The organism is Sphingomonas natans (genome assembly GCF_030546695.1).
Classification (GTDB): Bacteria; Pseudomonadota; Alphaproteobacteria; order Sphingomonadales; family Sphingomonadaceae; genus Sphingomonas_I; species Sphingomonas_I natans.
This window is the reverse complement of the sequence record NZ_JAUOTP010000001.1, coordinates 640,686-666,536: the sequence shown is the minus strand read 5'-3', so window position 1 is coordinate 666,536 and position 25,851 is coordinate 640,686. Positions and strand designations below refer to the sequence as shown.

At 67.3% G+C, this 25,851-nt stretch carries 23 protein-coding genes; 14 read left to right on the top strand and 9 right to left on the bottom strand.

Annotated elements, in window-relative coordinates:
- The first annotated feature begins 203 nt into the window (after positions 1 to 203).
- A complete protein-coding gene (locus Q4F19_RS03185; protein WP_303539731.1) occupies positions 204 to 839 on the top strand; it encodes a Crp/Fnr family transcriptional regulator in 636 nt (211 codons plus the stop codon).
- Here Q4F19_RS03185 and Q4F19_RS03180 read toward each other — a convergent pair.
- The 3 genes from Q4F19_RS03180 to Q4F19_RS03170 all read right to left on the bottom strand — a co-directional run bounded on the left by Q4F19_RS03180 (position 836) and on the right by Q4F19_RS03170 (position 3,960).
- The gene (locus Q4F19_RS03180; protein WP_303539730.1) at positions 836 to 1,525 is read right to left on the bottom strand and encodes a spermidine synthase; all 690 of its coding nucleotides are present in this window, start codon (positions 1,523 to 1,525) and stop codon (positions 836 to 838) included. The two genes, Q4F19_RS03185 and Q4F19_RS03180, sit on opposite strands and share 4 nt — an antisense overlap.
- Positions 1,526 to 1,544: 19 nt before the next feature.
- Positions 1,545 to 3,077 (bottom strand): 2-polyprenylphenol 6-hydroxylase, encoded by a 1,533-nt coding sequence (gene ubiB / locus Q4F19_RS03175; RefSeq protein ID WP_303539728.1) that lies wholly within the window; start codon positions 3,075 to 3,077, stop codon positions 1,545 to 1,547.
- 151 nt (positions 3,078 to 3,228) lie between these two features.
- The gene (locus Q4F19_RS03170; protein ID WP_303539727.1) at positions 3,229 to 3,960 is read right to left on the bottom strand and encodes a class I SAM-dependent methyltransferase; all 732 of its coding nucleotides are present in this window, start codon (positions 3,958 to 3,960) and stop codon (positions 3,229 to 3,231) included.
- A gap of 47 nt (positions 3,961 to 4,007) precedes the next feature.
- Between Q4F19_RS03170 and mutM the strand changes: the two genes are divergently transcribed.
- The 6 genes from mutM to Q4F19_RS03140 all read left to right on the top strand — a co-directional run bounded on the left by mutM (position 4,008) and on the right by Q4F19_RS03140 (position 9,924).
- Complete coding sequence (mutM, locus tag Q4F19_RS03165) at positions 4,008 to 4,820, top strand: bifunctional DNA-formamidopyrimidine glycosylase/DNA-(apurinic or apyrimidinic site) lyase (protein WP_303539726.1); 813 nt, start codon at positions 4,008 to 4,010, stop codon at positions 4,818 to 4,820.
- Between the two features lie 269 nt (positions 4,821 to 5,089).
- On the top strand, positions 5,090 to 5,353 hold the full coding sequence (gene rpsT / locus Q4F19_RS03160) for a 30S ribosomal protein S20 (RefSeq protein ID WP_303539724.1): 264 nt from the start codon (positions 5,090 to 5,092) through the stop codon (positions 5,351 to 5,353).
- 419 nt (positions 5,354 to 5,772) lie between these two features.
- Positions 5,773 to 7,170: a chromosomal replication initiator protein DnaA gene (gene dnaA / locus Q4F19_RS03155; RefSeq protein WP_431312360.1), complete on the top strand. Its 1,398-nt coding sequence runs from the start codon at positions 5,773 to 5,775 to the stop codon at positions 7,168 to 7,170.
- 265 nt (positions 7,171 to 7,435) lie between these two features.
- Complete coding sequence (locus Q4F19_RS03150) at positions 7,436 to 7,870, top strand: GFA family protein (RefSeq protein WP_431312359.1); 435 nt, start codon at positions 7,436 to 7,438, stop codon at positions 7,868 to 7,870.
- Positions 7,851 to 8,642 (top strand): alpha/beta fold hydrolase, encoded by a 792-nt coding sequence (locus Q4F19_RS03145; RefSeq protein ID WP_303539719.1) that lies wholly within the window; start codon positions 7,851 to 7,853, stop codon positions 8,640 to 8,642. Before Q4F19_RS03150 ends, Q4F19_RS03145 begins: the two co-directional genes overlap by 20 nt.
- A 148-nt stretch (positions 8,643 to 8,790) precedes the next feature.
- Positions 8,791 to 9,924 carry a GGDEF domain-containing protein gene (locus Q4F19_RS03140; protein WP_303539716.1) on the top strand — a complete coding sequence of 378 codons (1,134 nt, stop codon included), beginning with the start codon at positions 8,791 to 8,793 and terminating at the stop codon, positions 9,922 to 9,924.
- Between the two features lie 24 nt (positions 9,925 to 9,948).
- On the opposite strand, the gene Q4F19_RS03135 is transcribed toward Q4F19_RS03140, so the two are convergent.
- Genes Q4F19_RS03135 through Q4F19_RS03125 form a run of 3 tightly spaced genes read right to left on the bottom strand, consistent with a single transcriptional unit; the run spans position 9,949 to position 12,822 of the window.
- On the bottom strand, positions 9,949 to 10,899 hold the full coding sequence (locus Q4F19_RS03135; RefSeq protein WP_303539715.1) for a glycosyltransferase family 2 protein: 951 nt from the start codon (positions 10,897 to 10,899) through the stop codon (positions 9,949 to 9,951).
- Positions 10,896 to 12,338: an AMP nucleosidase gene (locus Q4F19_RS03130; RefSeq protein ID WP_303539713.1), complete on the bottom strand. Its 1,443-nt coding sequence runs from the start codon at positions 12,336 to 12,338 to the stop codon at positions 10,896 to 10,898. Before Q4F19_RS03130 ends, Q4F19_RS03135 begins: the two co-directional genes overlap by 4 nt.
- 1 nt (position 12,339) lies before the next feature.
- On the bottom strand, positions 12,340 to 12,822 hold the full coding sequence (locus tag Q4F19_RS03125) for a peroxiredoxin (protein ID WP_303539711.1): 483 nt from the start codon (positions 12,820 to 12,822) through the stop codon (positions 12,340 to 12,342).
- 102 nt (positions 12,823 to 12,924) lie between these two features.
- Here Q4F19_RS03125 and Q4F19_RS03120 point away from each other — a divergent pair, with 102 nt between their 5' ends.
- From Q4F19_RS03120 to Q4F19_RS03090, 7 genes are all read left to right on the top strand, one after another.
- Entirely contained in the window at positions 12,925 to 13,497 is a 573-nt protein-coding gene (locus Q4F19_RS03120; protein WP_303539709.1) for a YqgE/AlgH family protein, read from the top strand.
- Positions 13,498 to 13,601: 104 nt separating this feature from the next.
- Entirely contained in the window at positions 13,602 to 14,165 is a 564-nt protein-coding gene (locus Q4F19_RS03115) for a hypothetical protein (protein ID WP_303539707.1), read from the top strand.
- 121 nt (positions 14,166 to 14,286) lie between these two features.
- Positions 14,287 to 15,699 carry an adenosylhomocysteinase gene (gene ahcY, locus Q4F19_RS03110; RefSeq protein ID WP_303539705.1) on the top strand — a complete coding sequence of 471 codons (1,413 nt, stop codon included), beginning with the start codon at positions 14,287 to 14,289 and terminating at the stop codon, positions 15,697 to 15,699.
- A gap of 101 nt (positions 15,700 to 15,800) precedes the next feature.
- Entirely contained in the window at positions 15,801 to 18,167 is a 2,367-nt protein-coding gene (locus Q4F19_RS03105; protein ID WP_303539703.1) for a sensor histidine kinase, read from the top strand.
- A complete protein-coding gene (gene tsaE / locus Q4F19_RS03100; RefSeq protein WP_303539701.1) occupies positions 18,164 to 18,619 on the top strand; it encodes a tRNA (adenosine(37)-N6)-threonylcarbamoyltransferase complex ATPase subunit type 1 TsaE in 456 nt (151 codons plus the stop codon). Before Q4F19_RS03105 ends, tsaE begins: the two co-directional genes overlap by 4 nt.
- Before the next feature lie 2 nt (positions 18,620 to 18,621).
- Positions 18,622 to 19,569, top strand: a complete 948-nt coding sequence (locus Q4F19_RS03095) for an aminoglycoside phosphotransferase family protein (RefSeq protein WP_303539960.1) — start codon at positions 18,622 to 18,624, stop codon at positions 19,567 to 19,569.
- The gene (locus tag Q4F19_RS03090) at positions 19,566 to 20,321 is read left to right on the top strand and encodes a nucleotidyltransferase family protein (RefSeq protein WP_303539700.1); all 756 of its coding nucleotides are present in this window, start codon (positions 19,566 to 19,568) and stop codon (positions 20,319 to 20,321) included. Before Q4F19_RS03095 ends, Q4F19_RS03090 begins: the two co-directional genes overlap by 4 nt.
- A 98-nt stretch (positions 20,322 to 20,419) precedes the next feature.
- On the opposite strand, the gene Q4F19_RS03085 is transcribed toward Q4F19_RS03090, so the two are convergent.
- Genes Q4F19_RS03085 through Q4F19_RS03075 form a run of 3 tightly spaced genes read right to left on the bottom strand, consistent with a single transcriptional unit; the run spans position 20,420 to position 25,820 of the window.
- Positions 20,420 to 20,818, bottom strand: coding sequence for a VOC family protein (locus Q4F19_RS03085; RefSeq protein WP_303539699.1), 399 nt, complete (start codon positions 20,816 to 20,818; stop codon positions 20,420 to 20,422).
- Positions 20,815 to 22,002 carry a DUF885 family protein gene (locus tag Q4F19_RS03080; protein ID WP_303539698.1) on the bottom strand — a complete coding sequence of 396 codons (1,188 nt, stop codon included), beginning with the start codon at positions 22,000 to 22,002 and terminating at the stop codon, positions 20,815 to 20,817. The genes Q4F19_RS03085 and Q4F19_RS03080 overlap by 4 nt, the downstream gene beginning before the upstream one ends.
- The gene (locus tag Q4F19_RS03075) at positions 21,999 to 25,820 is read right to left on the bottom strand and encodes a LamG-like jellyroll fold domain-containing protein (protein ID WP_303539697.1); all 3,822 of its coding nucleotides are present in this window, start codon (positions 25,818 to 25,820) and stop codon (positions 21,999 to 22,001) included. Before Q4F19_RS03075 ends, Q4F19_RS03080 begins: the two co-directional genes overlap by 4 nt.
- Between the last annotated feature and the right edge of the window lie 31 nt (positions 25,821 to 25,851).

Sequence of the window (25,851 nt, the reverse complement as noted above, 5' to 3'; positions counted from 1 at the left end):
TTCGGTGGATAAGATACGGACTTCGTCGGCCTGTCTCCTGGCTGTCGATGGCTGAGAGATGCGAAGCGCTCCCGTCAAAGAACGGAGCGTTTATGACCATTTCTTCCGCGCTCAAACCGATGTTGGAAAAACTCCAGCTTTGGCTTCCTCTCTCGACTGACGATCAAGACGCGATACTGGCCCTGCCGCATACTGTTCGCGCCATGCGCGCGCAGGATTTCGTCGTTCGCGAAGACGACAAGCCCACGCATTCCTGTCTTTTGCTGTCGGGCTACGCCATTCGCCATAAGGTCGCGGGCAATGGTGGGCGCCAGATCTTTTCGGTGCACATGAAGGGCGACGTCGTCGATCTGCACAATTCCATTCTGCGGCGCGCCGATCACAATGTTCAGGCGCTGACCGCGATCGAAGTCGCCCTGATCCCCGTCCAGGCCATTCGAGACCTTGCCGCCAACCACCCGCAGGTCGGGCAGGCGATGTGGTACGAGACGTTGGTCGATGCCGCGATCTTCCGCGAATGGACGCTCAACGTCGGGCGGCGGGACGCGCGGGCGCGCACCGCGCATCTGCTTTGCGAATTCGCGATCCGCATCTCGGTCGCCGGGCTCGGCACCCGGCTGAATTACGATCTGCCGATGACGCAGGAGCAACTCGCGGATGCGCTCGCGCTGACGAGCATCCACGTGAACCGGACGCTGCGCGGGCTCGAGACGGATGGCTTCATCGAGCGCAAGAAGCGTTCGATCCGGATCATGGACTTCGAGCAGCTCACGCGCATCGCCGATTTCGACGTCCGCTATCTGCATCTCGATCGTCTCGGGACACCGTCGGCGCTTTAGCGGGGCTCCGGGCCGCCGCGCCTGGTCGCCAGCCAGATCAGGTGGCGGGGGCCCTTGCCGTTGCTGCGCGCGCGGGCGACGATTTCCTCGACCAGGAAACCGCGGTCCTTCATCCGGCGGACGAAAGCATTGTCCGGCGCCGCCGACCAGACGGCGAGGATGCCGCCCGGCTTCAGCGCCGCCTTGGCCATTTTGAGCCCCTCCGCCGAATAGAGGCCGTCATTGCCCGCGCGGCTGAGCCCGTCGGGGCCATTATCGACGTCGAGCAGGATCGCGTCATAGGTTTCGCGCCCTTCGCCGATGAGCCGCGCGACATCGCCTTCGACCAGGCGAACGCGCGGATCGTCGAGACAGCCCGCGGTCAGCGCCGCCATCGGCCCGCGCGCCCAATCGATGATTTCGGGGACGAGTTCGGCGACGGTCAGCGTCGCGTCGCGACCGAGCGCCGCGAGCGCGGCGCGCAGGGTGAAGCCCATGCCGTAGCCGCCGATCAGGAGATGAATGGCCGGGCGCTGGCCGATCCGGTCGCAGACGAGCGTCGCGAGCGCCTCCTCGGAGCCGCCGACGCGGCTGCTCATCAATTCGTTGCGATCGAGCAGGATCATGTGATCGCCGCCGTGGCGCACGAGGCGCAGCTCCTGCCCGCCGGGCACCTGCGCGGTCGCGATCAGTTCGCGCGGCGTCATGGGTGGATCATCCCGGCGGTCACAGCAGCAGGTGCGTGATCGCCGCGCCGGCGATGCCGGCGAGCAGCGCGACGACGACATAGCGCCAGCCGCCGCCCAATCGCACGACCTCGACCTGCCGGAGCGGCGGGGGCGGGGGGGCGGCGCCGGGCGCAGGATAGCGCGCCTCGATCCGGCGAACGAGCTCCGGCAGGCGGAAGAGCGTGCGCATGTCCTCGGTCAGGCGATCGGCGAGGAACGCCTCGGGGCCGAGCTCGTCGCGCAGCCATTCCTTCACGAACGGCCCGCTGACTTCCCACATGTTGATGTCGGGATCGAGCATCGAGGCGACGCCCTCGACCATCACCATCGTCTTCTGGAGCAGCAGCAGATGCGGCTGCGTCTCCATGTCGAAATCGCGCGTGATCGCGAACAAACCGTCGAGCATCTGCCCGATCGACACGTCCTTGACCGGCAGGCCGCGGATCGGTTCACCGACCGCGCGCAAGGCGGTGGTGAACTCGGCGAGATTGTGGTGCGAGGGCACATAGCCCGCCTCGAAATGGATCTCGGCAACGCGCTTGTAATTGCCCGTCAGCAGCCCGTGGAGGATCTCGGCGAGCCACAGCCGCGCCTGGCGGTTGATCCGCCCCATGATCCCGAAATCGATCGCGGCGATCCGCCCGTCGGCGAGCGCGAACAGATTGCCCTGATGAAGATCGGCGTGGAAGAAGCCGTCCATGATCGCCTGGCGCAGGAACGAGCGCACGACGATCGCGGCCAGATTATGCGGATCATGCCCAGCGGCGATCAGCGCCGAACGATCGGAAAGCTTGATGCCGGGCACCCATTGCAGCGTCATCACGCGGCGCGTGGTGCGGCTCCAGTCGATCGTCGGCACGGTGAAGCCGGGCTCGGCCGCCATATTCTCGGCGAGCTCGGAGGCGGAGGCTGCCTCGCGGCGCAGATCCAGCTCGCGCGAGGTCCACTGCCGGAAATGGGCGATAACGAGGCGCGGCTTCAGGCGCGAAAACTCGCCGCCGAGCGCCTCGGCCTGCGCCGCCGCCCACTCATAGGTCTCGATCGCGCGGGCGAGGTCCTCCTCGATGCCCGGCCGCAACACCTTGACCGCGACATCCAGCCCTTCGTGCGTCGTCGCGCGGTGGACCTGCGCGATCGAGGCCGCGCCGACCGGCTCGGGATCGAAGGCGGCATAAGCCTGCTCGATCGACATCTCCAGGCTGCGCTCGATCTCGGCGCGGACGAGCGCGAAGGGGGCGGGCGGGACGGCGTCCTGCAGCCGCGTCAGATCGAGCGCGGCCACTTCGCCGACGAGATCGGGCCGCGTCGCCAGCGCCTGGCCGAGCTTGATCGCGGCCGGGCCGATCGCCTGGAAGGCATCGGCATAACGCGGCTGCGCCGGCACGCGCGCGCCGAAGCGGGCGAGGCGGACGAGGCGGCGCACGGCGGCGGGCGTGTTGGGATCGCGTTCGATCCCCGTGAGCGCTCCATGCTTGGCGAGGATGCGGCCCCAGCGCAGCAGCCGGAAGCTGTGGACGAAAGGCGAGGTCAAAGAACAAGTCCTCCCCTGGAAGGGAAGGGGGACCGCACGAAGTGCGGTGGAGGGGTGTCACCGCTCGCGATGGAAGATTGCCCCTCGACCGGGAATACCCCTCCACCATCCTGCGGATGGTCCCCCTCCCCCTGTGGGGGAGGAACGTTACTCATATCTTCCAGCCCGAATGGATCGCGACGAGCCCGCCCAGGATCGGCTCGGCTTTGGCCTGGACGAAGCCGGCCTCGCCGATCATCGCCTTGAAACGGTCCATGCCGGGAAAGCGGCGGATCGACTCGATCAGATAGCGGTAGCTCTCCTCGTCGTCGGCGATCAGCTTGCCGAGCTTGGGCACCACCTTGTGCGAATAGACGTCGTAAATGTCGGCGAAGCCCGGCCAGAGCGTCGTCGAGAACTCCAGGCAGAAGAAGCGGCCGCCGCGCTTCAGCACGCGGTGCGCTTCGCTGAGCGCCGCGGGAATGTCGGTCACGTTCCGGATACCGAAGGCGATCGTGTAGGCGTCGAAGCTCCGGTCGGCGAAGCTCAGGATCTCCGCATTCTGCTCGCTCCATGCGAGCCCCTCGATGCCTTTCTTGGCGGCGCGGTCCTGGCCGACGCCGAGCATGGACGGGTTGATGTCCGAGACGGTGACGGCCGCGCCGCGCTTGGCCATGCGGAAGGCGATGTCGCCGGTGCCGCCCGCCATGTCGAGGATCGCCTCGCCCTCGCGCGGCTTCACGCGCGCGACGAAGCGGTCCTTCCACAAACGGTGCATGCCCGCCGACATCGCATCGTTCATGATATCGTAGCGACGCGCGACGCGGGCGAAGACCTCGCCCACCTTCTGCGTCTTCTCTTCGGGACTGACCTCGGCATAGCCGAACGACACGGTTTCGCTCATGGATCGGCGCCATAGCGGGGCGGGCGGGAATGGGCTAGCGGCCGGTCATGCCCGAGCTTCCCGAGGTCGAGACCACCGTGCGCGGGCTGCGGCCCGTCCTCGAAGGCGAGCGGCTGACCGCCGTCGAGCCGCGCCGCGCCGATCTGCGCCGCCCCATCCCCGTGGACCTGCGCCAGCGCATGACCGGCGCACGCGTCATCGGCCTGCACCGCCGCGCCAAATATGGGCTGATCGATACTGATCGCGGCGACACGATGATCTTCCATCTCGGCATGTCCGGGCGCTGGCGCGTCGATCCGGAGGAATTGGGCAAACACGATCATCTCGTGCTGGCGACCGAGCAGGGCAGGCGGTTGTCCCTGTGCGATCCGCGCCGCTTCGGCTCGCTGGATCTGGTGCGCACCGATGAACTGGCCGACTTTCCCGCCTTCAAGGCGCTCGGCCCCGAGCCGCTCGGCGACGAGCTGACCGCGGCCTTTCTCGCCAAAAAGTTCGAGAATCGCAACGCGCCGATCAAGATTCTTTTGCTCGATCAGCGCATCGTCGCGGGACTCGGTAACATCTATGTGTGCGAGGCGCTCAACGTCGCGCGTATCAATCCGCGCGCGCCGGCGGGATCGGTGTCGCTCGGCAAGCTGAAGAAGCTCGTGACGGCGATCCACGAAGTGCTGGAGGCTGCGATCGAGGCGGGCGGCTCGTCCCTACGCGATTATGCGCGGCCCGATGGCCAGCTTGGCTATTTCTCGAAGCAGTTCCGCGTCTATGGGCGCGAGGGCGAGCCTTGCGAATGCGGCGGTACCGTCGCGCGGCAGGTGGACGGCGGGCGATCGACCTTCTGGTGTCCAAAGTGTCAGAAGTAAGAAGGCTGTTCACGCAGAGACGCGGAGACGCGGAGGAACAGAAATTCGATGGGCCTCCGGCCGGAGGCCTTTTCTACCGAGAGGATCGGCGCGCATTAGGTGCCCGATACCTCTCCGCGCCTCTGCGCCTCTGCGTGAACAAGCTGTTCCCTTTCCCCCGCCCGCCCGCAAGGTTGACGAAACAGCCCCCTTTCTGTAGTGGGCCCGCTTCCCGGCGCTGGGCTTGCCTCGCGCCGCTCTTCCAATTTTAGCCCGAGGGTTTCGACAGAATGGCGAACACGCCGCAAGCCAAGAAGCGCATCCGCCGCAATGATCGCCGTGCCGAAATCAACGGCGCGCGCGTCAGCCGCATCCGCACCTTCGTCAAGAAGGTCGAATCGGCGATCGGCGCCGGCGACAAGGCAGCAGCTGCGGCAGCGCTCGCCGCAGCGCAGCCGGAAATGGCGCGTGGCGTGTCGAAGGGTGTGCTCCACAAGAACACCGTCTCGCGCAAGTTCGCGCGGCTGACGAAGGCGGTCTCCGCACTCGCCTAACTCATATCAGGCTCCAAATCGGAGCTGATTTGCAAGCCCGCTGATCGCGCAGATCGGCGGGCTTTTTGCTGCGTCTGCAATGTCGGACGCATCCCTCGGAAAACAAATGATTCTCCGAGATGTCATAAAAATCTCCCTTTATTTTCAACTACTTGAAAAAAATCTCAGCGATTTTTGATGTCTGCCCCTGTCAAGCGGGTTTATTTCAGATCGGTGACGATTTGACCGCTTGATTGCCCGGTCAGGACGTCCTTAGTCTGGCTTTGCCGGACGGGTGATTCTCCGATCCAGCGTCCATATTATTGCGAGAGCCGAAGCGTACGGGGGGCCGTTGCGTGGGGGCATTCTTCATTAATGCCAAACCACGCGCCACGGACATCGCCGGCGCGAACGGGAGAGACGTGCGCGTGCGTGAAGCAATGAGGGCCAGGCAGATGGATGCGGCGGCCGCGGCTCCCCTCACGGTCGACGCCGCGTGGCAGGCCGTGCGGGACACGCTGCGCAAGAGCTGCGGCCAGCGCTCGTTCGATGGCTGGCTGAAGGCGCTCGAATTGGCTGGCCTAGATTCCGAATCGGGCGCCGTGCGCCTGATCGCGCCGTCCGCCTTTCTCGCCGAGTGGGTCCAGAGCCATTTCGCCGAGCAGCTCGCCGCCGCGTGGCACGCGGCCCTGCCGGGTTGTGGCGAAATCCTTGTCGAGGCGCGCGGCGATGCTCCGGTCCGCGCCATCTTCGCCATCGATGCGCCCGCGCCGGACGCGGTGACGCCCGAGCCCGTCGTCGTCGAGATCGATCGCGGCAGCCAGCTCGAGGATCGCTTCACCTTCGACAGCTTCGTCGTCGGCAAGGCGAACGAGCTCGCCTACAATGCGGCCAAGACGCTGGCCGAAGGCGGCAAGCTCGGCTTCAACCCGCTCTTCCTTCATGGCGGCGTGGGGCTGGGCAAGACGCACCTGATGCACGCCATCGGCCACGATTATCGCGCGCGCCATCCGGGCTCCAAGGTCATCTACATGACCTCCGAGAAGTTCATGTACGAGTTCGTGGCAGCGATGCGCGCCAAGGACACGCACAGCTTCAAGGCGCGGCTGCGCGCAGCCGATCTGCTACTGATCGACGACGTCCAGTTCATCGCCGGCAAGGATTCCACGCAGGAGGAATTCTTCCACACGATGAACGAGCTGATCTCGGCCGGGCGTCGGCTCGTCATCAGCGCCGATCGCAGCCCCCAGGATCTGGAGGGGATCGAAAGCCGGATCCTTTCGCGCCTGTCCTGGGGTCTCGTCGCCGACGTAAACACCGCCGATTTCGAGCTGCGCTACAACATCATCCTCAAGAAGCTGGAGACGCAGCCGGCCGTCGTCGTGCCGAACGACGTGGTGATGTTCCTCGCCAAGCGGCTTACGGCGTCGATCCGCGAGCTGGAAGGCGCGCTGACGCGCGTTCTGGCCTTCGCGCATCTCTCGAAGCGTCCGATCGATCTGGAATTCACGCAGGCGGCGCTCGCGGATCAGCTGCGCGCCAGCCAGCGCCGCGTCACGATCGACGAGATCCAGCGGCGCGTCTGCGATCATTACCGGATCCGCCAGTCGGAAATGGGCTCGGCGCGCCGCGCGCGCGAAGTCGCGCGTCCTCGCCAGATCGCGATGTATCTTGCCAAGCAGCTCACTCAGCGCTCGCTGCCCGAGATCGGCCGCCGGTTCGGCGGGCGCGATCACACGACCGTGATCCACGCGGTCAAGCGGATCGAGGAACTGCGCGCGGCCGATGCCGAGCTCGATGCCGATGTGCGCCTGCTGATCCGGCAACTCGAGGCCTGAGCCGCGGCTTCTTCGCCGCGCTTTGCAATGTCGGATTTTTCGTGAGACTTGGGTCGTCCGCCTGGCAGCGAGTCGGACCCATGCCTTTCGTCACGCCTAGATCGATCGCCGCGATGCTCTTCTCCGAGCCGTCACGTGCCCGACGTGCGCGAAACATCATTTCGTGCCCGCGATGTTTTCGGGACGCGTTGCCTGAGACAATTGCGGCTTTAGCGATCGCTCGCTGTTGCTGGCGGCATGCGGCCGGAGGGATGCGATGACGTGCATGACCGGCGGCTGCCAGTGCGGCCGCGTCCGCTACACGGCCGAGATCGACAGCGACGACGCCTATCTGTGTCACTGCCGGATGTGCCGTTGTGCGACCGGCGGCGCATCGATCGCCTTCGTTAACGTGCCCGTCGGGCAGGTGCGCTGGGAGCATGCGCCCGACTGGTACCAGTCCTCACCGATCGCGCGCCGGCCTTTCTGTTCGTCCTGCGGCACGCCGCTCGGCTTCGTCTTCCTCGAAGGGGCGACGAACATCGATCTGACGCTCGGGTCGTTCGATGATCCGACGCGCTTCGTGCCGACGCACCATTTCGCCGTCGAGAGCATGCTGCCGGCTTGGGCCGATACGTCCCATCTCCCCGGCACCCGCTCCGAAGACAATCCCAACACCACCGACAGATGGATCCAGGCCGTTGGCAAGCTCCCCGACTGAACCCGAGCCGATCTTCTTTCCCGCCGCCGATGGCACGCGTCTCGCTTATGTCGAGATGGGCGATGTCGGCGCGCGTCCGCTGGTCCTGATCCACGGCCTCTTTTCGAACGCCTGGACCAACTGGATTCGTTATGGGCATGCCGCGCGGGTCGTCGAGGCGGGGTTCCGCCTGATCCTGCCCGATCTGCGCGGGCACGGCCGCAGCGGCGCGCCGCACGATCCCGCGGCCTATCCGCCCGACATCCTCGCCGATGACGGCGAGGCATTGCTCGCGCATCTCGGCCTCGTCGATTATGATCTCGGCGGCTACTCGCTGGGCGGTCGGACCGTTCTGCGCATGCTCGCCCGCGGCGCCCGCCCGCGCCGCGCAATCCTGTCGGGCATGGGATTGGGGGGCATCCTCCACACCGCCGGTAGGGGCGATTTCTTCCGGAAGGTGCTCGAGAATTTCGGCAGCAATCCCCGTGGCTCCGCCGAATGGTTTTCGGAGGCCTTCCTCAAGACGACAGGCGGCGATCCCAAGGCGATGATCCCGTTGCTCGACAGCTTCGTCGATACGTCGCGCGAGGCGCTTGCCGGGATCGCGACTCCAGTGCTCGTGCTCAACGGCGCCGAGGATCAGGACAATGGTTCGGGCGAGGGCCTCGCCGAGGCGCTTCCGGACGGCCGCTTCGTCGCGATCCCGGGCAATCACATGACCGCGGTGCTGCGGCACGAACTCGGCGCAGAAATCTCGTCCTTTCTGCTGGCGGAGTCGCTCAACGAATCGTAAACCCCGGAACTGGTGCGCAAACCCGCAGGGCGCGCACCGGGGGGTGTGGATGTTGTGCGGCTTAAGCGAATATTTGCCTGTCGCGGGTAAGGCACGTCTGGACGTCGCGCATCGGGCGCGTCGCTAGGCCAGGACGTTCATCCCGGTGATGTCAGTCGGTGCCGCGATCTTCGTGCCGGTCCTCGTATGTGCACTGTTCGCAGTCGCCACGTACGAGCAGTGGCGACGCATGGGCCGCGCGGATCATGCGGCGAGCTGGCTCTGGGCCTTCGTCGTCGTCGGCGCGGGCTGGGCCACGACAGCGATCGAGGCGGTGCTGGCGATCCGGTTCGTCTTCCCCGGCGCCGCGCTGGCGCTCTGCTGGTTCGCCGCCGCCTTGCTCGGCGCCCGCGGCGTGCGCCAGCGCGCCGAGAAGCCAGATCGCGGCGTGGTGATGCTGGCGATCTGGGTCGGCACGGCGATCGGCGTCAGCCTTCTCCAGGATCTCGCGCTCTCCGATCCGATGCTGCGATCGTCGATGGCGATGGTCGTCATCGCAGGCGGCGGCGCGCTCGCCGCCGTCGCCGTCGGTCCGCGGCATCGCCACGCCTCGCCCTCGGCCTGGATCGGCGCGCTGATCTGCGGCCTGTTCGCCAGCCTGTGCCTGACGCTGGCGATCGTTGCGCTGCGCTTCCCGTCGGTCGCGATGCTGGAGTTCACCTCGTCCCTGTTCGTCCCGTTGCTCGTGCTGTGCGGCGTCGTCATCATGAGTTGCCTGAACGAGGATCGCGCGCAGGCGCTGGAGCGTCTGGCGCGCACCGATGCGCTGACGGGGGTCTGGAACCGCCGCGGGTTCGAAGAAGGCGCGCGGCACCTGCTCGATCGGTTCCGCGCGTCGGGCGGGACCGCGGCGGCGGTCGCCATCGCCGACATAGACGGTTTCAAGGGTATCAACGACGGCCATGGCCATGCCGTCGGCGACGCCACGCTCGCGCGCTTCGCCGAGACGCTGCGCAGCGCCACGGGATCCGGCGATCTGCTCGCACGGCTGGGTGGCGAGGAATTCGCGATCCTGGCGATCGGCGTCGACGGCCCGGTCCTGCGCCAGCGCATGGATCGCGTGCGTAGCCTGCTCACCGTCGCCAGCATCGATCCGCAGGGGATGCCCGCGATCACCGCCAGCTTCGGGGTGGCCTCGCTCGACGCCGATCACCGCTCGCTGCGAGACGCGCTGGAGCGCGCCGATCGCGCGCTCTATCGCGCGAAGAGCGAAGGCCGCAACCGGGTGACGCTGGCCGAGTAGGGCCATCGGCACATGCGCGTGCCGTCAGAGATAGAAGAGGGTTCCCAGTCGATTGGCGCGCGACAGGCCCGTCCGGGCGCCTGCCATCACGCGCCGCCGGCGCGAGAAGGAACCCCGCAGAAGCCCGTCGAGCAAGGCTCGATCCTCCGCGCTCAGCTCGGGCCCGACGCGAGCTTCGAGGGCTGTCAGGGTTGCACGCGTGACATGTGCGGACTGACGATAGAAATCGCGCCGGCTGGAGATATATCCAAGCGGGCTGGCCAGCTTGCGGCGGAGGCGCGCCCATAGCGTCGGCGGTTGAGCGAAGATCCCGATATTGTTTCCGCCGTGCTGGCGATAGCGGATCAATGGCGCGTCAACCGCGCCGATGGTTCCGGTGGTGGTCGCGACGAGCACCATCCACCAATCGTGAATATGGAAGCCGGGCGGCAGCGGAAAGGCGCGATCGATCAGCGCCCGGTTCGCCAGCATCGCACATCCGGGGACGTGATTGACGAGCGCGAAATCGGCGAGCGTGCGGGCCTGGCGATCGACATCGCCTTGCGCGAAATAGGATGGCGCGATCGTCTGCAACGCGCCGTCGACCAGTTCGAGGTCCGAAAAGACCAGTGCGGGCCGTGCCGTGCCGTGCTCCGCCTCGATCGCCTGCATCGCCGCCATCAGCCGCGTGACCTTGTCTGCGCGCCAGACATCGTCCTGATCGCACAGCGCGACATAGGGCGCGGTCGTCGCCGCGACGGCGTGCGCGAAATTCTCGATGATGCCGTGCGGCCCCGGATTCTCGATCATGCGGATCGGGATGTCATGAAGGCTGCGCAGCACCTCGAGCGTGGCATCCTTCGAGCCGTCGTCCGATGCGACGATCGCAAGCGTCGGCCAGTCCTGCGCCGCGATCGATGCGAGCATTTCCGGCAGGTAGCGGGCGCCGTTGAACGTCGCCATCGCGACCTCGACGCGAGGCGGCTCGCCAATCACCGAAAAGGCGGCTCGTTGAAGGCGCGCAGCTTGCGGCTGTGGAGCTGTTCGCCGCCGAGGCGCAGCTCGTCGATCGCCGCGATGCCGATCTGGAGATGCTCGGCGATCGCGCGCTCGTAGAAGCGATTGGCCTGGCCGGGCAGCTTGATCTCGCCGTGGATCGGCTTGTCCGAAACGCACAGCAGCGTGCCGTAGGGGACGCGGAAGCGGAAGCCCTGGGCGGCGAGCGTTGCGCTCTCCATGTCGATCGCGACGGCGCGGCTCTGGCTGAAGCGCAATGCGGAGGAGGTGTAGCGCAGCTCCCAGTTGCGATCGTCGGTGGTGACGACCGTTCCGGTTCGCATCCGCGCCTTCAGCTCCTCGCGGCTCTGGCCGGAAATCTTCTCGGCGCCCTTGCTCAGCGCCTGCTGGATCTCGGCGATCGCCGGGATCGGGATTTCGGGTGGGAGCACGTCGTCCAGGACATGATCGTCGCGCAGATAGGCATGGGCGAGGACATAGTCGCCGATCCGCTGGCTCGGGCGCAGGCCGCCACAATGGCCGATCATCAGCCACGCCTCGGGGCGCATGACCGCGAGATGATCGGTGATCGTCTTCGCGTTGGAGGGGCCGACGCCGATATTGACGAGCGTGATGCCCGATCCGTCCTCGGCGACGAGATGATAGGCCGGCATCTGGTGCTTCTTCCAGGCTGCATCGGTGATCGCCGTCTCTGGGTCGGGATCGCCTGCGCGCAGCTCCAGCCCGCCGGCGCCGCTCAGCATCACGTACCGGCCGCCTTGCTTCAGCTGCTCCTTGGCCCAGCCGACGAACTCGTCGACGTAGCGGTTATAGTTGGTGAACAGGATGTACTTCTGAACGTGCGCGGGCGGAGTGCCCGTATAGTGGCGCAGCCGCGCGAGGCTGAAATCGACGCGCGCGGCATCGAACAAAGCCAGCGGGCGCGGCTGATCGTCGCCGTGCGTCCAGGTGCCGTCTGCGAGTTCGTCGCCGATCCGCTCCAGCTCGGTCGAGGGGAAGATGCGGGCGAGCTCGATCGCGCGGACGTCGGCGAGATCGAGGCTCGAATCGAGCACATAGGGATAGGGGATCTCGTCGCTGCTCGTGCCGACATCGACCCAGACGCCGAAATCGTCGATCAGCATGTCGAGCTGCGTCGCCAGATAGTCGCGGAACATCGCCGGCTGGGTGACGCTGATCGCATAGTCGCCGGGCGTATTGAGCCGCCCGTAAGCGCGGCCCAACGGGCCGGGGACATGCTCGCCATCATAATGCAGCTTGATCTGCGGATAAGCGAAGGCGCCCGCGGCGCGCCCCGCCGGATCGGGCCGCTCGCCTTTTTCGATATAGCGGGCGAGAGCCTCGCGCAGCCGGGTCACCGACGCGCGATACAGCGCATCCAGCTCGTCGACGATCTTCAGGCTGCGCGAGGTCGGCATGTCAGAGCTGGCCGAGCAGATAATCGGCCGAGCTGACCTGGAAATCGCCGGGCGCCTCGATGTTCAGCGTCGTGACCTTGCCGTCGTCGACGATCATCGAAAAACGCTGGCCGCGCGTGCCGAGGCCGAACTTGCTGCCGTCCATCGTCAGGCCGATCGCCTCGACGAACGCGGCATTGCCATCGGCCAGCAGCGTGACCTTGCCCTCGGCGCCCTGGTCCTTGGCCCAGGCGCCCATCACGAACACGTCGTTGACCGCGGTGCAGGCGATCTCGTCCACGCCCTTTGCCTTCAACTCGTCGGCTTTCTCGACGAATCCGGGGAGATGCTTGGCCGAGCAGGTCGGCGTGAAGGCGCCCGGCAGCGAGAAGAGCGCGATCTTGCGGCCCGCAAAATAGGCCTCGCTCTCGACGGGCGAAGGGCCATCGGACGTCATCGTCATGAAGGTCACGGGGGGAAGCGTATCGCCGACGGATATGGTCATGCTGGTCCTCGTAGGGGCAGGGATGGCCTGTCCTAACAGGCACCCCGCTGCGGCGGAAGGCCGCGGCTGGACCCGCTCCCTGTCCCGTTTATACTGGCCGCCATGGCACGCTCCGACCTCGAATATCGCTCGCTGGCGGGCCAGTTGCTGCTGGCGATGCCGGGGATCGGCGATCCCCGTTTCGCGCACGCCGTGATCGCGCTGTGCGTTCACAGCCCCGAAGGCGCGCTCGGGATCGGCGTGGGACAGATCGTGCCGCGTCTGCGTCTCCACCAATTGATGGAGCAATTGGAGATCGAGCCCGGGGTGGCGCCCGACGCGCCGATCCATCTCGGCGGGCCGGTCGATCCGCAACGCGGCTTCGTGCTTCATTCCGGCGACTGGACGGGCGAGGATACGGTCGTTGTGAACAAGGCTTTCTCGCTGACGAGCACGCTGGACGTGCTGCGCGCGCTGGCCGAGGGGAGCGGGCCCGCGCGCTGGCTGATTGCGCTCGGCTATGCCGGCTGGGGCGACGGCCAGCTGGATGGCGAGATGACGCAGCACGGCTGGTTTCACACACCGGGGGATCCCGATCTGCTGTTCGCCGTACCGCCCGAGGAGCGCTGGCCGCGCGCCTTCGCGACCGCCGGGATCGATGTCCGCTTGCTCGCCTCGACGGCGGGCCACGCCTGACCGCTCGTTTCGGGAAGGTGCCCGATTTTGCGGTAGGCCGTTCTGTTCGTTGAGAATTTGATTACCCATCCTGTGCTTTAACCCACCTGTCGCGGGGGCGCCGATTGACGGCGCAGGGCGACACGGGGGTTTGTATGATCAAGCGTATGGGCGCCGCACTTGCGGCGGTGGCACTGGCGACCGCGCCGGTTCAGGCGGCATGCTGGAACGATCAGGAGATTTCCGCGGGAACGATCCGCGATTTTCAGTCGCTGCTTATGGTCGCGACGTTGCGCTGCCAGGTCATGCATGTTGACATCACGGCCGACTACAATGCGTTTCTGAACGCGAACAAGCCGACCATCCAGAAGATGAACGAGCGACTCAAGATTCACTTCTTCAAGGCGCACGGCCCCGTCGAAGGGCAGCGCCGATATGACGGCTTTGCGACCAGTCTTGCCAATGCTTATGGCGCGCGACAGGGCAATAAAGAGGTTTGCACGGGCGTCGCCTCTCTCGCACGGGAAGCTGCGATGATGGCGGGATCAGAGGAGGGGCTTGTCCTCCTCGCCCAGCGCCAGGGGATAGCCACCGCCTTGCCCGAGGGAGCATGCGAAAGCCCGGCCGGCTCGATCACGGTCGCTGCCATATCGCCCGTGTCGACGCGACCAGCCGGCCCCGCCGACTGAGCCTTGTCGGTACATATAAAGACATCTTTATATTTGATTTGATCGCTTGGGGCGGCTAGGGCCGCACCCAGGCGGTCCGACCCTCGGGCTGCGCATCAGGCTCGCGCCGAGGAGACCTATCGTGGCCACTGCCACCCAAATCCCCTTCACCGATTATCTTGTCCACGACATCAGCCTTGCCGAGTTCGGCCGTCGCGAAATCGAGATTGCCGAGACCGAAATGCCGGGTCTGATGGCGCTGCGCGAGGAATTCGGCGCGTCGCAGCCACTCAAGGGCGCGCGCATCACCGGCTCGCTCCACATGACGATCCAGACCGCCGTGCTGATCGAGACGCTCGTCGCGCTCGGCGCCGATGTCCGCTGGGCGACGTGCAATATCTATTCGACGCAGGACCATGCCGCCGCCGCGATCGCCGCGCGTGGCATTCCGGTGTTCGCCGTCAAGGGCGAGACGCTCGCCGAATATTGGGATTATGTCGGCAACATCTTCGATTGGGGTGACGGCGTCACCGCCAACATGATCCTGGATGACGGCGGCGACGCGACGATGTTCGCGCTCTGGGGCGCGAAGCTCGAAGCCGGCCAGTCGTTCGGCGAGCCCGAGAATGAGGAAGAAGTCGAGTTCCAGCGCGCGCTGAAGGCGTTCATCGCCGCCAAGCCGGGCTATGTGACCGAGACGGTGCGCAACCTGAAGGGCGTTTCGGAAGAGACGACCACGGGCGTCCACCGCCTGTACGAGATCGCGAAGAAGGGCGAGCTGCCTTTCCCCGCGATCAACGTCAATGACAGCGTGACCAAGTCGAAGTTCGACAATCTGTATGGCTGCAAGGAAAGCCTCGTCGACGCGATCCGTCGCGCCACCGACGTGATGCTCGCCGGCAAGGTCGCCTGCGTCGCCGGCTTCGGCGATGTCGGCAAGGGTTCGGCCCAGTCGCTCCGCAACGGCGGCGCGCGCGTGATGGTCACCGAAATCGATCCGATCTGCGCGCTGCAGGCGGCGATGGAGGGCTTCGAGGTCGTGACGATGGAGGATGCGGTCAAGCGCGCCGACATCTTCTGCACCGCGACCGGCAATGCCGACGTCATCACCGCCGATCACATGAAGGCGATGAAGCCCAACTCGATCGTCTGCAACATCGGCCACTTCGACAGCGAGATCCAGATCGCGGCTCTGTCGAACTATGAGTGGACCGAGATCAAGCCGGGCACCGACATCGTCAAGTTCCCGGACGGCAACCAGATCATCGTCCTCGCCAAGGGCCGCCTCGTGAATCTCGGCTGCGCCACCGGCCACCCGTCGTTCGTCATGTCGTCCAGCTTCACCAATCAGGTGCTGGCGCAGATCGAGCTGTGGACCAAGCCCGGCCAGTATAAGAACGAAGTGTTCGTCCTGCCGAAGCATCTCGACGAGAAGGTCGCCGCGCTTCACCTCGACAAGCTCGGCGTCAAGATGACGAAGCTCACGGAAAAGCAGGCCGCTTATATCGGCGTGTCGACCGAAGGGCCGTTCAAGCCCGATCATTATCGCTATTGATCGATAAGAGCAGGTGGCGCTTGTGAGTTGCGCCGCTTGCCTGAATAAGAGCGTCCGATGGACGGCTCGATAACAGTGCGGCGGGGAAGGTGGAGGTCGTGATGACGCCGCCTTCCACGGCCGCGCTGCTTTCGTTGGCAGGCGCCGCATGGCTCTGCCTCGCGGCGGTCGCGACCTGGCTCGGCCTGTCGCGCACGATCCGCGCGCGGAGGGTGGAGGCCGATGCGCGCGCCGTCGCCGGGCTGCTGGAAGCGGCGCCTACCGTGCCGATGCTGATCTATCCCGATGGCCGGATCGAAGCCTCGCCCCGCGCGGCCGCATGGCTCGGCCTGCCGGAGGCGCCGCGCGCGTTGAGCGACCTGCTGGACGGCGGGTTCGATCGCGAGACGGTCGATCATCTCGAAGGCGTCCTGATCGCATCGCTGGATACGGGCAAGCGCTTCACCGAATATGTCGCGCTGCCCGGATCGATGCGCGTCGTCTGTTTCGCGGGCGGCCCGTATTCGGCGCCCGGCGTGTCGGACCGCGCGGTGCTTATCTGGCTCACCGACGTCAGCGGAAGCAGCGAGCAGATCGATCGCCTCTCCGCCGAGACGCGCCGGCTGAGTGCGGCGCTGGACGGGCTTTCCACGCTGATCGAGGCGGCGCCTTTTCCGATGTGGTATCGCGGACCCGATCTGCATCTCGCGCTCGTCAACAGCGCCTTCGTCCGCGCGGTGGAGGCTGAGAATGCCGCTGAGGTCGTCCGGCGCGGCATGGAATTGATCGAGACGGACAGCGAGGGCACCGCCCAGTCCGTCGCGCGATCGACGCTGGCGCACGGCCATATCTCGACGCGCACCGCGCCCGCGATCATCACCGGCGAGCGGCGGATGATGCGCGTGGTCGATGTGCCGGTCGGCTCGATCGGCGTCGCCGGCTTCGCGATGGACGTACAGGAACTCGAGGACGCGCGCGCCGATCTGGTTCGGTTCGTTCGTGCGCAGCGTGACATGCTGGATCGTCTGTCGGCAGGCGTCGCGCAGTTCGGCCCCGATCAGGGGCTGGTCTTCTACAATCGCTACTTCATGCGTCTGTTCGATCTCGATCCGGACTGGCTTTCGGATCGCCCCGAATTCGATCGCATTCTCGAACGGATGCGCGAGGCGCAGCGCGCGCCCGAGATCCGCGATTTCCCCAGCTGGCGCAGCGAGCGACGCGGCTGGTTCCACGCTCCGGAGCCGGTCGAAGAGACGTGGCAGCTTCCGGGCGGGACGCATCTGCGCGTGGTCGGCCAGCCGCTGCCGGACGGCGGCCTGCTGCTGATCTTCGAGGACCGGACCGAGCATCTCCAGCTTGCCAGCGCGCGCGATACCTTGCTGCGGGTGCGCGCCGCCACCTTCGAAAATCTGTTCGAGGCGATCGGCGTCTTCGCGGCGGATGGTCGGCTGCATCTGTGGAACAACCGCTTCCGCGAGATCTGGGGGCTGGAGGAGGCCGCACTCGTCCAGCATCCGCGCGTCGACATGCTCGTCCAGGCGCTCGCGCCCAAGCTGCAGGATCCGTCGCGCGCGGGGATGATTCGCGAACTCGTCCGCACTGCGACGATCGATCGGCAGCAGCGCTCGGGGCGGATCGCGCTGAACGACGGGCGCCATTTCGAATTTGCCGCGGTCCCGCTGCCCGATGGCAATGCGCTCTTCACCTTGCTCGACATCACCGCGAGCCGGGGAATCGAGGAGGCGCTGCGCGAGCGCAACGACGCGCTGGAGCAGGCGAACAGCCTCAAGAACGCCTTCGTCTCCAGCATGAGCTACGAATTGCGCGTGCCGCTGACCTCCATCGCCGGCTTCGCCGAGATGCTGGCGGCGGGCTATGCCGGCGATCTCCCCGCGCCGGCGCGCGAATATGTCGATGCGATCCTGTCGGCGGTCACGCGATTGAGCGCGCTGATGGGCGATGCACTGGATCTCTCGCAGAGCGAGGCGGGCGCGCTGCCGCTGGAGATGGAGACGGTCAATGTCGGCGATCTGGTGCGCGAGGCCTCGCGCTCCATCGCCGATCCCGCCAATGCGGCGGGATTGACCGTGGCGATCGACGTCACCTCGGGCGACGAGACCGTGCTCGGCGACAAGAGGCGGCTGCGCCAGGTGATGGATCATCTGCTGCGCAATTCGGTCGCCTACACGACGGCGGGCGGGCGTATCCTCGTGCGCAGCCGCGTGGCGGGGCGCTTCGCCGAGATCGTCGTGTCGGACAACGGCCGCGGCATACCCGACCACAAGACGACGCGGATCTTCGATCGGCTGAGCCGCGAGAGCACGGGCGAAGGTGAGCCGGCCGGTCGCCGCGGCGGGGGCGTCGGCCTGCCTCTGTCGCGCCAGCTCGTCGAGGCGCATGGCGGGACGATCCGAATGGAGAGCGAGATTGGGCGGGGCACGAGCGTTTTCGTGCTGCTGCCGCTCGGCCGCGAAGCCGAGGCCGCATGACGCGCGGGTCGCTTGCGCTCGCAGGCCCCGACGAGACCGCGGCGCTGGGCCGGTCGCTGGCGGCGCGCTTGCGGGTCGGCGACGTGGTGACGCTGGCGGGGCCCTTGGGTGCGGGGAAGACGACGCTGGCGCGCGGGCTGCTCGCAGGCCTCGGGCTCGACGAGGACGCGCCAAGCCCGAGCTTCCCGATCGTGATCGCCTATGAGGAGCTGCGCGTGCCCGTCTGGCATGTCGATCTCTATCGGATCGACGATCCGGAGGAGGCGGAGGAACTGGGGCTCGACGATGCGCTCGTCGACACCGCGCTCGTGATCGAATGGGCCGAACGGCTCGGCCCCGGCCGGTGGCCCGATGCGCTCGCTCTGTCGATCGAGACGGGGCCGGAGGGCGGCCGTCGCTTGACTTGGGAAGCGGGTCCGTCTTGGGAGCGGCGATGGCCGCCAGCCCCCTGATCATGACCCCGCCGGACGCCGCGCCGGCCTTTCTGCAAACGCACGGCTGGGGCGGGGCGATGATCCTGCCGCTTGCGGGCGATGCCTCGTTCCGCCGCTATTTCCGCGTCGTCGATGACGGCCGGACGGCGGTGCTGATGGATGCGCCGCCGCAGCATGAGGATAGCCGCCCATTCCTGGCTGTCGCCGATCATCTGCACGCTCTGGGGTTTGCCGCGCCGAAGGTGATGGCGCGCGATCTGGCGGTAGGGCTGATCCTTCTCGAGGATTTCGGCGACGATCGGATGGCCGAGATGATCGCCGCCGATCCGGCGCGCGAGACGCTGATCTACACCGCCGCGATCGATCTGCTGCGCGACCTGCATCGCCATCCCGCCGGGCCGCTGCCGGCCTACGACATGGGGGTCTATCAGCGCGAGGCGGCTCTGTTCCCCGACTGGTACATGCCTGCCGTCGGGCTCGATGTGCCGCCGGGCTATGCGGAGGCATGGGACGAGGCGCTGGCGCCGATCGCGGCCGACCGGAGCGTGACCGCGCTGCGCGATTATCATGCCGAGAATATCATGCTGCTGGGCGACGGCAGCCTCGGCCTGCTCGACTTTCAGGACGCGCTGGCGGGGCATCCGGCCTATGATCTGGTCTCGCTGCTGCAGGATGCGCGGCGCGACGTCTCGCCCGAGCTGGAGGCGGCGATGCTCGCTCATTATGGGCCGGTCGACGAGGCCGCCTACGCGCTGCTCGGCGCGCAGCGGAATACGAAGATCCTCGGCATCTTCACCCGGCTGTGGAAGCGTGATGGCAAGCCGCGTTACCTAGGCTACCAGCCGCGCGTATGGGCCTATCTGGAGCGCGATCTCGCGCATCCGGCGCTGGCGCCGGTCAAGGCGTGGTTCGACGCCGCCGTGCCGGTCGAGAAGCGCGCCGGCCATTGGGAAGGCCATCGGTCGTGAGCCGCAAGGCACCGCTCGCGCTCCGGCCGCAACCGAGCACCGCGCCGATCCGGACCGCGATGCTGCTCGCCGCGGGGCTGGGCAAGAGGATGCGCCCGCTCACCGCGATGCGGCCCAAGCCGATGGTGGAGGTGGCGGGCAAGCCGCTCATCGATCATGCGCTGGACCGGCTGCGCGCGGCGGGCGTCGAGCGCGCGGTCGTCAATCTTCACTATCTGGCCGATGCGCTGGAGGGACACCTCAAGCGCGCCAAGGGGATCGAGCTGTTGTTCTCCGACGAGCGCGGCGAACTGCTCGAGACGGGCGGCGGGATCGCCAAGGCGCTGCCGCTGCTGGAGGACGACCGCTTCGTCGTCGTCAACAGCGACAATCTGTGGATCGACGGGCCGATCGACGCGATCCGCCTGCTCGGCGACCGTTGGGACGACGCCGAGATGGATTGCCTGCTGCTGGTCGTGCCGCTGGCGCGGGCGAACTGCCACAACGGGCAGGGCGATTTCCACATGGATGCGGCCGGCCGGCTCTCGCGGCGCAAGGCCGGGCGCGTGGCGCCGTTCGTGTTCACGGGCGTGCAGATCGTCTCGAAGCGGCTGTTCGCGGACGTGCCGGCGGGGTCCTTTTCAATGAACCTGCTGTTCGATCGGGCGATCGCCTCCGGTAGACTCTACGGTGTCGTCCACCAGGGGTTGTGGTTCGATGTCGGCACGCCGCCGGCGGTCGGCAAGACCGAGGCGATGCTGCGCGAAGGCTGATCCTAAGCCGTTCTCATCCGATCCCCGCTCGTGCTGAGCGGAGTCGAAGCATGTGATCCGGGCAGACGCCCCGCTTGCAGCCCGTCCTTCGACTTCGCTCAGGACGAACGGGATTGGGGGATGTTTGCCGTATCGAAGGTCAGCTCGATCCGGATCCCGTTGAGGTCGGTGAAGAACACCTGCTCGAGCGTCGGCACGCGCGAGACGGCGTGGACGTGGGGGACGCCGAGCGCGTCGAGGCGCGCGCGCATCGCCGCCACATCGCGGCATTCGAACGCGACATGATCGAGCCGCGCCGGGCCGCTCGGGGCGGGCGTTTCGCCGGTGTTGACGTGGATGACGGGCTGCCCCTCGGCGGTGGCAAGCCAGGCATTGCGCTCCTGATCGGCCATCGTCAGCGCGGGCACGCGGCGCAGATCGAACAACGCCTCGTAGAAGGCGCAGGTCTCCGCGAAGAGCGGGGTCTTGATGTTGATGTGGCCGATGCGTTCGATCATGCGCGCATCCTAGCGCCAATATTCTCGGTGCGCAGCGGGCCATCGACTAAGACGCTCGCGTGGAAGCGCTTGCGCGAGCCGGTGCGCGGCGCGCGATCGGCGAGGGCGAGCCAGATCAAGGCATGCGAGGCCCAGCCGGCGGGCTCCTTCGCGGTGCGCGCGAGATCGGGATCGAAGGGCGCGAAATAGGCTGGCTCGCCCTGCCACGCGACGAGCTTCGCGCGCGCGGCCTCGATCGACCAGCCCGACCGGTGGATGCCGAGATCGACGAGCGCGCGGCCGACGCGGAACAGCAGCCAATGGATATGGCCGAGCTCGACCCGCGGATCGGCCGCGAACGCGCCTTCGCTGGCGGCGAGCTGCTCGGCATAGATCGCCCAGCCTTCCGGATAATTGACGGTGTAGCGCTGGCGGAGCGGGTGCGGCGCGGCGAGCGGCAGCTGGACCATATGCCCGGGCAGCAATTCGTGCGCGACGACGCTCGGCAGCGTCCAGCTCGGGCGGCGCCGTATGTCCTTCAGATCGACGATGTAGAGGCCGGGCGCATCGGCGGTGGGCGGCGCGCGGTAGCCGTTCTTGCCCGCGGCGATCTCGGCAGGATTGAGCGCGCGCGTCGAGACGTTCGCGCACCACGGGGGCAGGCCCGCGAACGCGAGGGGGAGGCGATCGCGCATCCCGGCTAGCGTCGCGTTCATGTCGGCGACGGCGCGGGCGCGGCCGGCTTCGTCGTCTGCATAGAGATAGCGCTCGTCGCGCCACAGGCGGCTGTAGCGCGCGCCGATGTCGCCCGACGTGTCTCCCAGGCGGGCGAAAAGCGGCGCGGCGCGGGCGTGGAGCCGCTGCAGTTCCGCCTCCAGCCGCGCCCGCGCGCGCGCGGGATCGAGATCGCTGCCGATCGCGCGCTGGAGTTGCAGCGTATAGCGCGTGGCGGCGGTGGCATCGGCCAGAGCGACATCGATCGCGAGCCCGGCGCGCGCGGCCTCAAGATCGAGCGCGCGGGCGCGGCTGAGGCCCTTCCTCGAAATGCTGCGCAGCAAGGCAAGCGCCTTGGCGGGATCCTTCTCGGCGGCGGCGGCGTCGAGCGCGGCCGTCGCCTCCGCGTCGGCAGAGCCGGCGGCGGGCAGGCGCGCGGCGAACGCGGTGGCTGCCGCGCCAGCGATCAGGGTGCGGCGGCCGAGGATCACCGGAGCGGGATCTCGTTGTTGAGATAGGTCACTTCCGGCGCGTTGTTCGGAAGCCGAAGGCGGACGCGGACCGAGGTGGGCGCGATGCCGGCGGGGAGCGTCAGCCGGATGGCCGCCGTCTTTGGCGTCAGATCGAGCGGGGCGGCGAGCGTGGGGACGGTAGCCGTCGCCAGTACGCTGCCATCCGCGCCAACCAGTTCGGCCGTGCCGCCGACCGCGTCGTGCGCGCCGAGGCTGTGGACCGTCACCGCGACAGCGCGGCCGCGCCGGACCACGTCGTCCGTACCGATGCCGAGATCGGCGCGGTCCGCGGCGGGTGTCGTCGGCGTGGCCAGCGCGAAATCGAGGACGGTGGTGGTGTTCGGTGCGAAGCTCACCTCGACGCCCGCGCCGCGCTCCAGCGTGACCTGAGTGTCAGGGGCGGACGAGGCCAGCGTCTTGCCCTCGTCGATGCTCGTCGCGGCCTTCATCGTCCAGCGGCCGGCGGTGACGCTCCATCCGGTCATCGTCGCGCGCTGCGGCACCGCGCTGGTGTTGTACGCGATGACGCGGAAGCGATCGGGCGTCGCGCCGGGGACGAGGATCGCAACCTGCTCGGCGGCTGCGGAATCGGCGAAGCGCCAGCTGACGGTGTTACCCGGCCAGAACAGGCCGCGCCGGAGCGCGACGCCGCCGAGCCGCTCGCGCTGGAGAATGTCGCTCGGTGAATCGACGCGATCGGACCACCAATGGCCGGTCGTCAGCATCGCCTCATGCTGCATCTTGTCGCGCAAGGAATCCGTGTGGAGCGCGGCGAGCGGGGCGAGATCGCCGGTCTGCGCCCAGGCGGCATAGCGCGAGAAGGAATCGGTGCCGGCCTTGCCTGCAAGCGCCTTGCGCCAAGCTGGCCCCTCCGGGAGCACATCGAAGCTATTCTCGTTGAACTCGGCGAGCGCCGACGGGCCGGCCTTGGCCACGCGGCCGAGAATCGGGCGCAGATATTTGGCGTCGCCCGTGAAGCGATAGGCGGCCCAGGCGGGCTGCAGCACCGTCGTGGCACCGCCGCCGTCGCCGACACGCTCCTTGTCCGAATAAAAGTTGATCTCGTTCGGGAAGGACCAGATGCCATCGGCGGCCTGCTTGCCGTGCGCGATCCAGCCATCCATCAGCCCGGTGACGAGCCCACGCGCATCCGGATTGCCGTTGTAGAGGCCGAGCAGGGTCGGCGCGTGGAGGATCAGGAAGCCATAGGGCTTCTGCCACGACCAGGGATCGTCGCGGTGGATCTGGCGCCCGCCATACCAGCTGCTGGCGAGATGAAGATGCCCGGCCGGGTTGACGAGCGCGACGCGGTGCAGCGCCCTGGCCGTCGCCATCAGCCGCTCGAGGGCCACGGGCTCGCCCCAGTTCAGATAAAGCCGCTCAGCGTCCGCGTTGAGCCCTTCCTCATAGGTGTGCAGCTCGTCGGTCTCGATCGTGCCGAGCCCGTTGGTGTGCATGCCGTTGCGATACGAGGCCTCGGTCAGCGCGCGCAGCGAGGCGTTGATCTTGTCGGGCTGGACTCCCATCAGAGCGAGCCCCGGCCACTGGCCGGTCAGATCATCATCGTCGGATATGCCCCCGCCGAAATCGCCATAAGGCACCTGCCGCTCGTCGATCCACCAATCGACGAAGCGGCGCGTCGCGGCGAGATCCTGGAGCTGGCGCGCGGCCCAGGCAGGCACGCCGGCCGGGATGGCGGGGAGGGTAACCGGCGGCAGGTTGGCGGGCGTGTAATTGATGTCCGCCCAGTAAGCGCGGCCCTCCAGATTGTCGGGATCGACGCGCAGCAGATCGGTCGTGTCGGCATAGAGACGCTGGTAGAGGCCCGCGCGCTTCGAGGTCGTATGTTCCTCGACGAGGAAGGCCCAATTGTCCTTCACCTGATTGAGCCGGTCGGCGACATGCTCCTCGAGCGCGGCGGCGCGATCCTTGAACACGAGCCGGATCGCCGCCCCGTCGAGCGCCTGCGCGTCGAAGTCGGGCGCGGCGGAGGCCATCGTCAGATAGAGGCTGTCATTGGACAGGATGCGATCGCGCAGATCGAGCCAGAGCGTGCGCTTTTCGTTCGGGCGAACCGAGACCGAGAGATCGATCATGTCGCGGCCCGGCCAGATCGGATCCTTGACCTTGATGTTGAGCGGGATCAGCCCGTCGGGACGCGGCTTGAGCTTCAGCGCGGGAATGTCGATGGCGATGCCGTCAAGCCCGTCATGGATGTTCTGCCAGCCATAGGCCCAGGCGCGTGCGAACGGGCGCCCGGGCGGCGCCTCGCCGAAGCCGGCCGGAATCAGGATATGGACGATCGGGGCGAGGCCCTTGGGGCGGACGGCGGCGCCCGCCGCGGCGGCATCGCCCGCGCCGACCGCGGCGCGCGCACCGCCGATCGGCATGGCAAGCAATGTGCTGCGCTCGTCGGGGGCGTAGCGGCTCGCGATGAAGGCGTTGAGATCGGTCAGTACCGCAAGATCGGGCGCAGCCGAGGCATCGATCTTGTAGCTGAGCTTGAACGTGCCTTCGGGCTCCTTGCCCGCGCCTATGTCATAGGCCCAGATCTCCTGGATCGGCTGCTCCTGCATCACGTTCGTGAAGCGCAGCTTGCCGCCGGTGCGCTCGGTGAGATCCATGACCGAGCGGACCACGCCCTGCGGGCGTTTGGCGAGGCTCGCATAGCGCGTGCCGTCCGCCGACCAGGCGAGATCGCCATAGGCCGCGCCGCGTATCTCGACGCGGTTGAACGCCTCGCCGGTGGGCAAGGTCAGGTCGTAGGTCTTGCCGCCCTCGACATAGGTGTTCCAGTCGGGCAGCTCGAAATAATCGTCGCGGCCGGGCAGGCGCGAGCGATTATAGACGCCGGGCCAGGTCGTCTCCGGGATGCCGTCGACGCCCTTCCACATCCATGCCTTCAGATCCTTCGCGTCGGCGAACTCGACCTTGCGGACGCGCGTGACCGGATCGGCGAGGACGGGGGGCGAGGCCTTGTCCCAGCCGTAGCGGTGCAGCCACGCTAGCTGGCGCGCGGCGCTGTCGGACAGGGCAGAGGCGGGAGCGGGATCGCCCTTCGCGGCGAGCGCGGCGACGTCGCCTGTCGCCAGCATGTGATCGTAGACGCGGATCTCGTCGAAATCGCTGCCGCGCATGAAGCTGTAGCGGCTCTGCACCTGGTGCGGCGACATGATCCGCGCGGCGAGCCCGAACTGATCGAGACCGCTGTCGAGATCGGCCTTCTGCAGCTTCGAGGCGACGAGCTTGCCGTCCCAGAACAGGCGGACGCCGACCGTCTCGTCCCAGGCGAAGGCGAGATGGTGCCACGCCTCGGGCGTCGGCGGGGTGGGGATTGTCCACGAGACGCGGACGCGCGACAGATTGGCGTCGGTGACGAAGGCGTCGAAGCCGTGGCCATTCCAGTCGATCCGCAGGAACGCCATGTCCCAGCTCGTATGATCGGCGAAGCCGGTGCGGAACAATACGAACGGCGTCTCGCCGACCGGCTGGCGTGCGCGCCAGAAGAAGGAGAGCGTGCCACGCTGCGCCGCCATGTTGCCGGGCGCCTTCCACGCGACATAGCCGTCGTCGGGCCAGCGCACCGCGCTGCCGATCGCGCCATCGGGTGTGATCGTGACGCCGCTCAGGAAATTGGGCTGGGCGTCGCCCGTCGCGACATCGGCGACGAGATCCTTGTCGGCGGAGAGGCGGAAGAGGAGGCCCGTCGCGTCCGGCGCTGCCGCCGCCGGGACGAGGCCAGCGAGGCTCAGCGATAGGATGCCGAGTTTCAGCAACGAGGCGGCGCGGGTCTGCACGTGTGGGCTCTCCGGAGAATGGCGCGGGCTC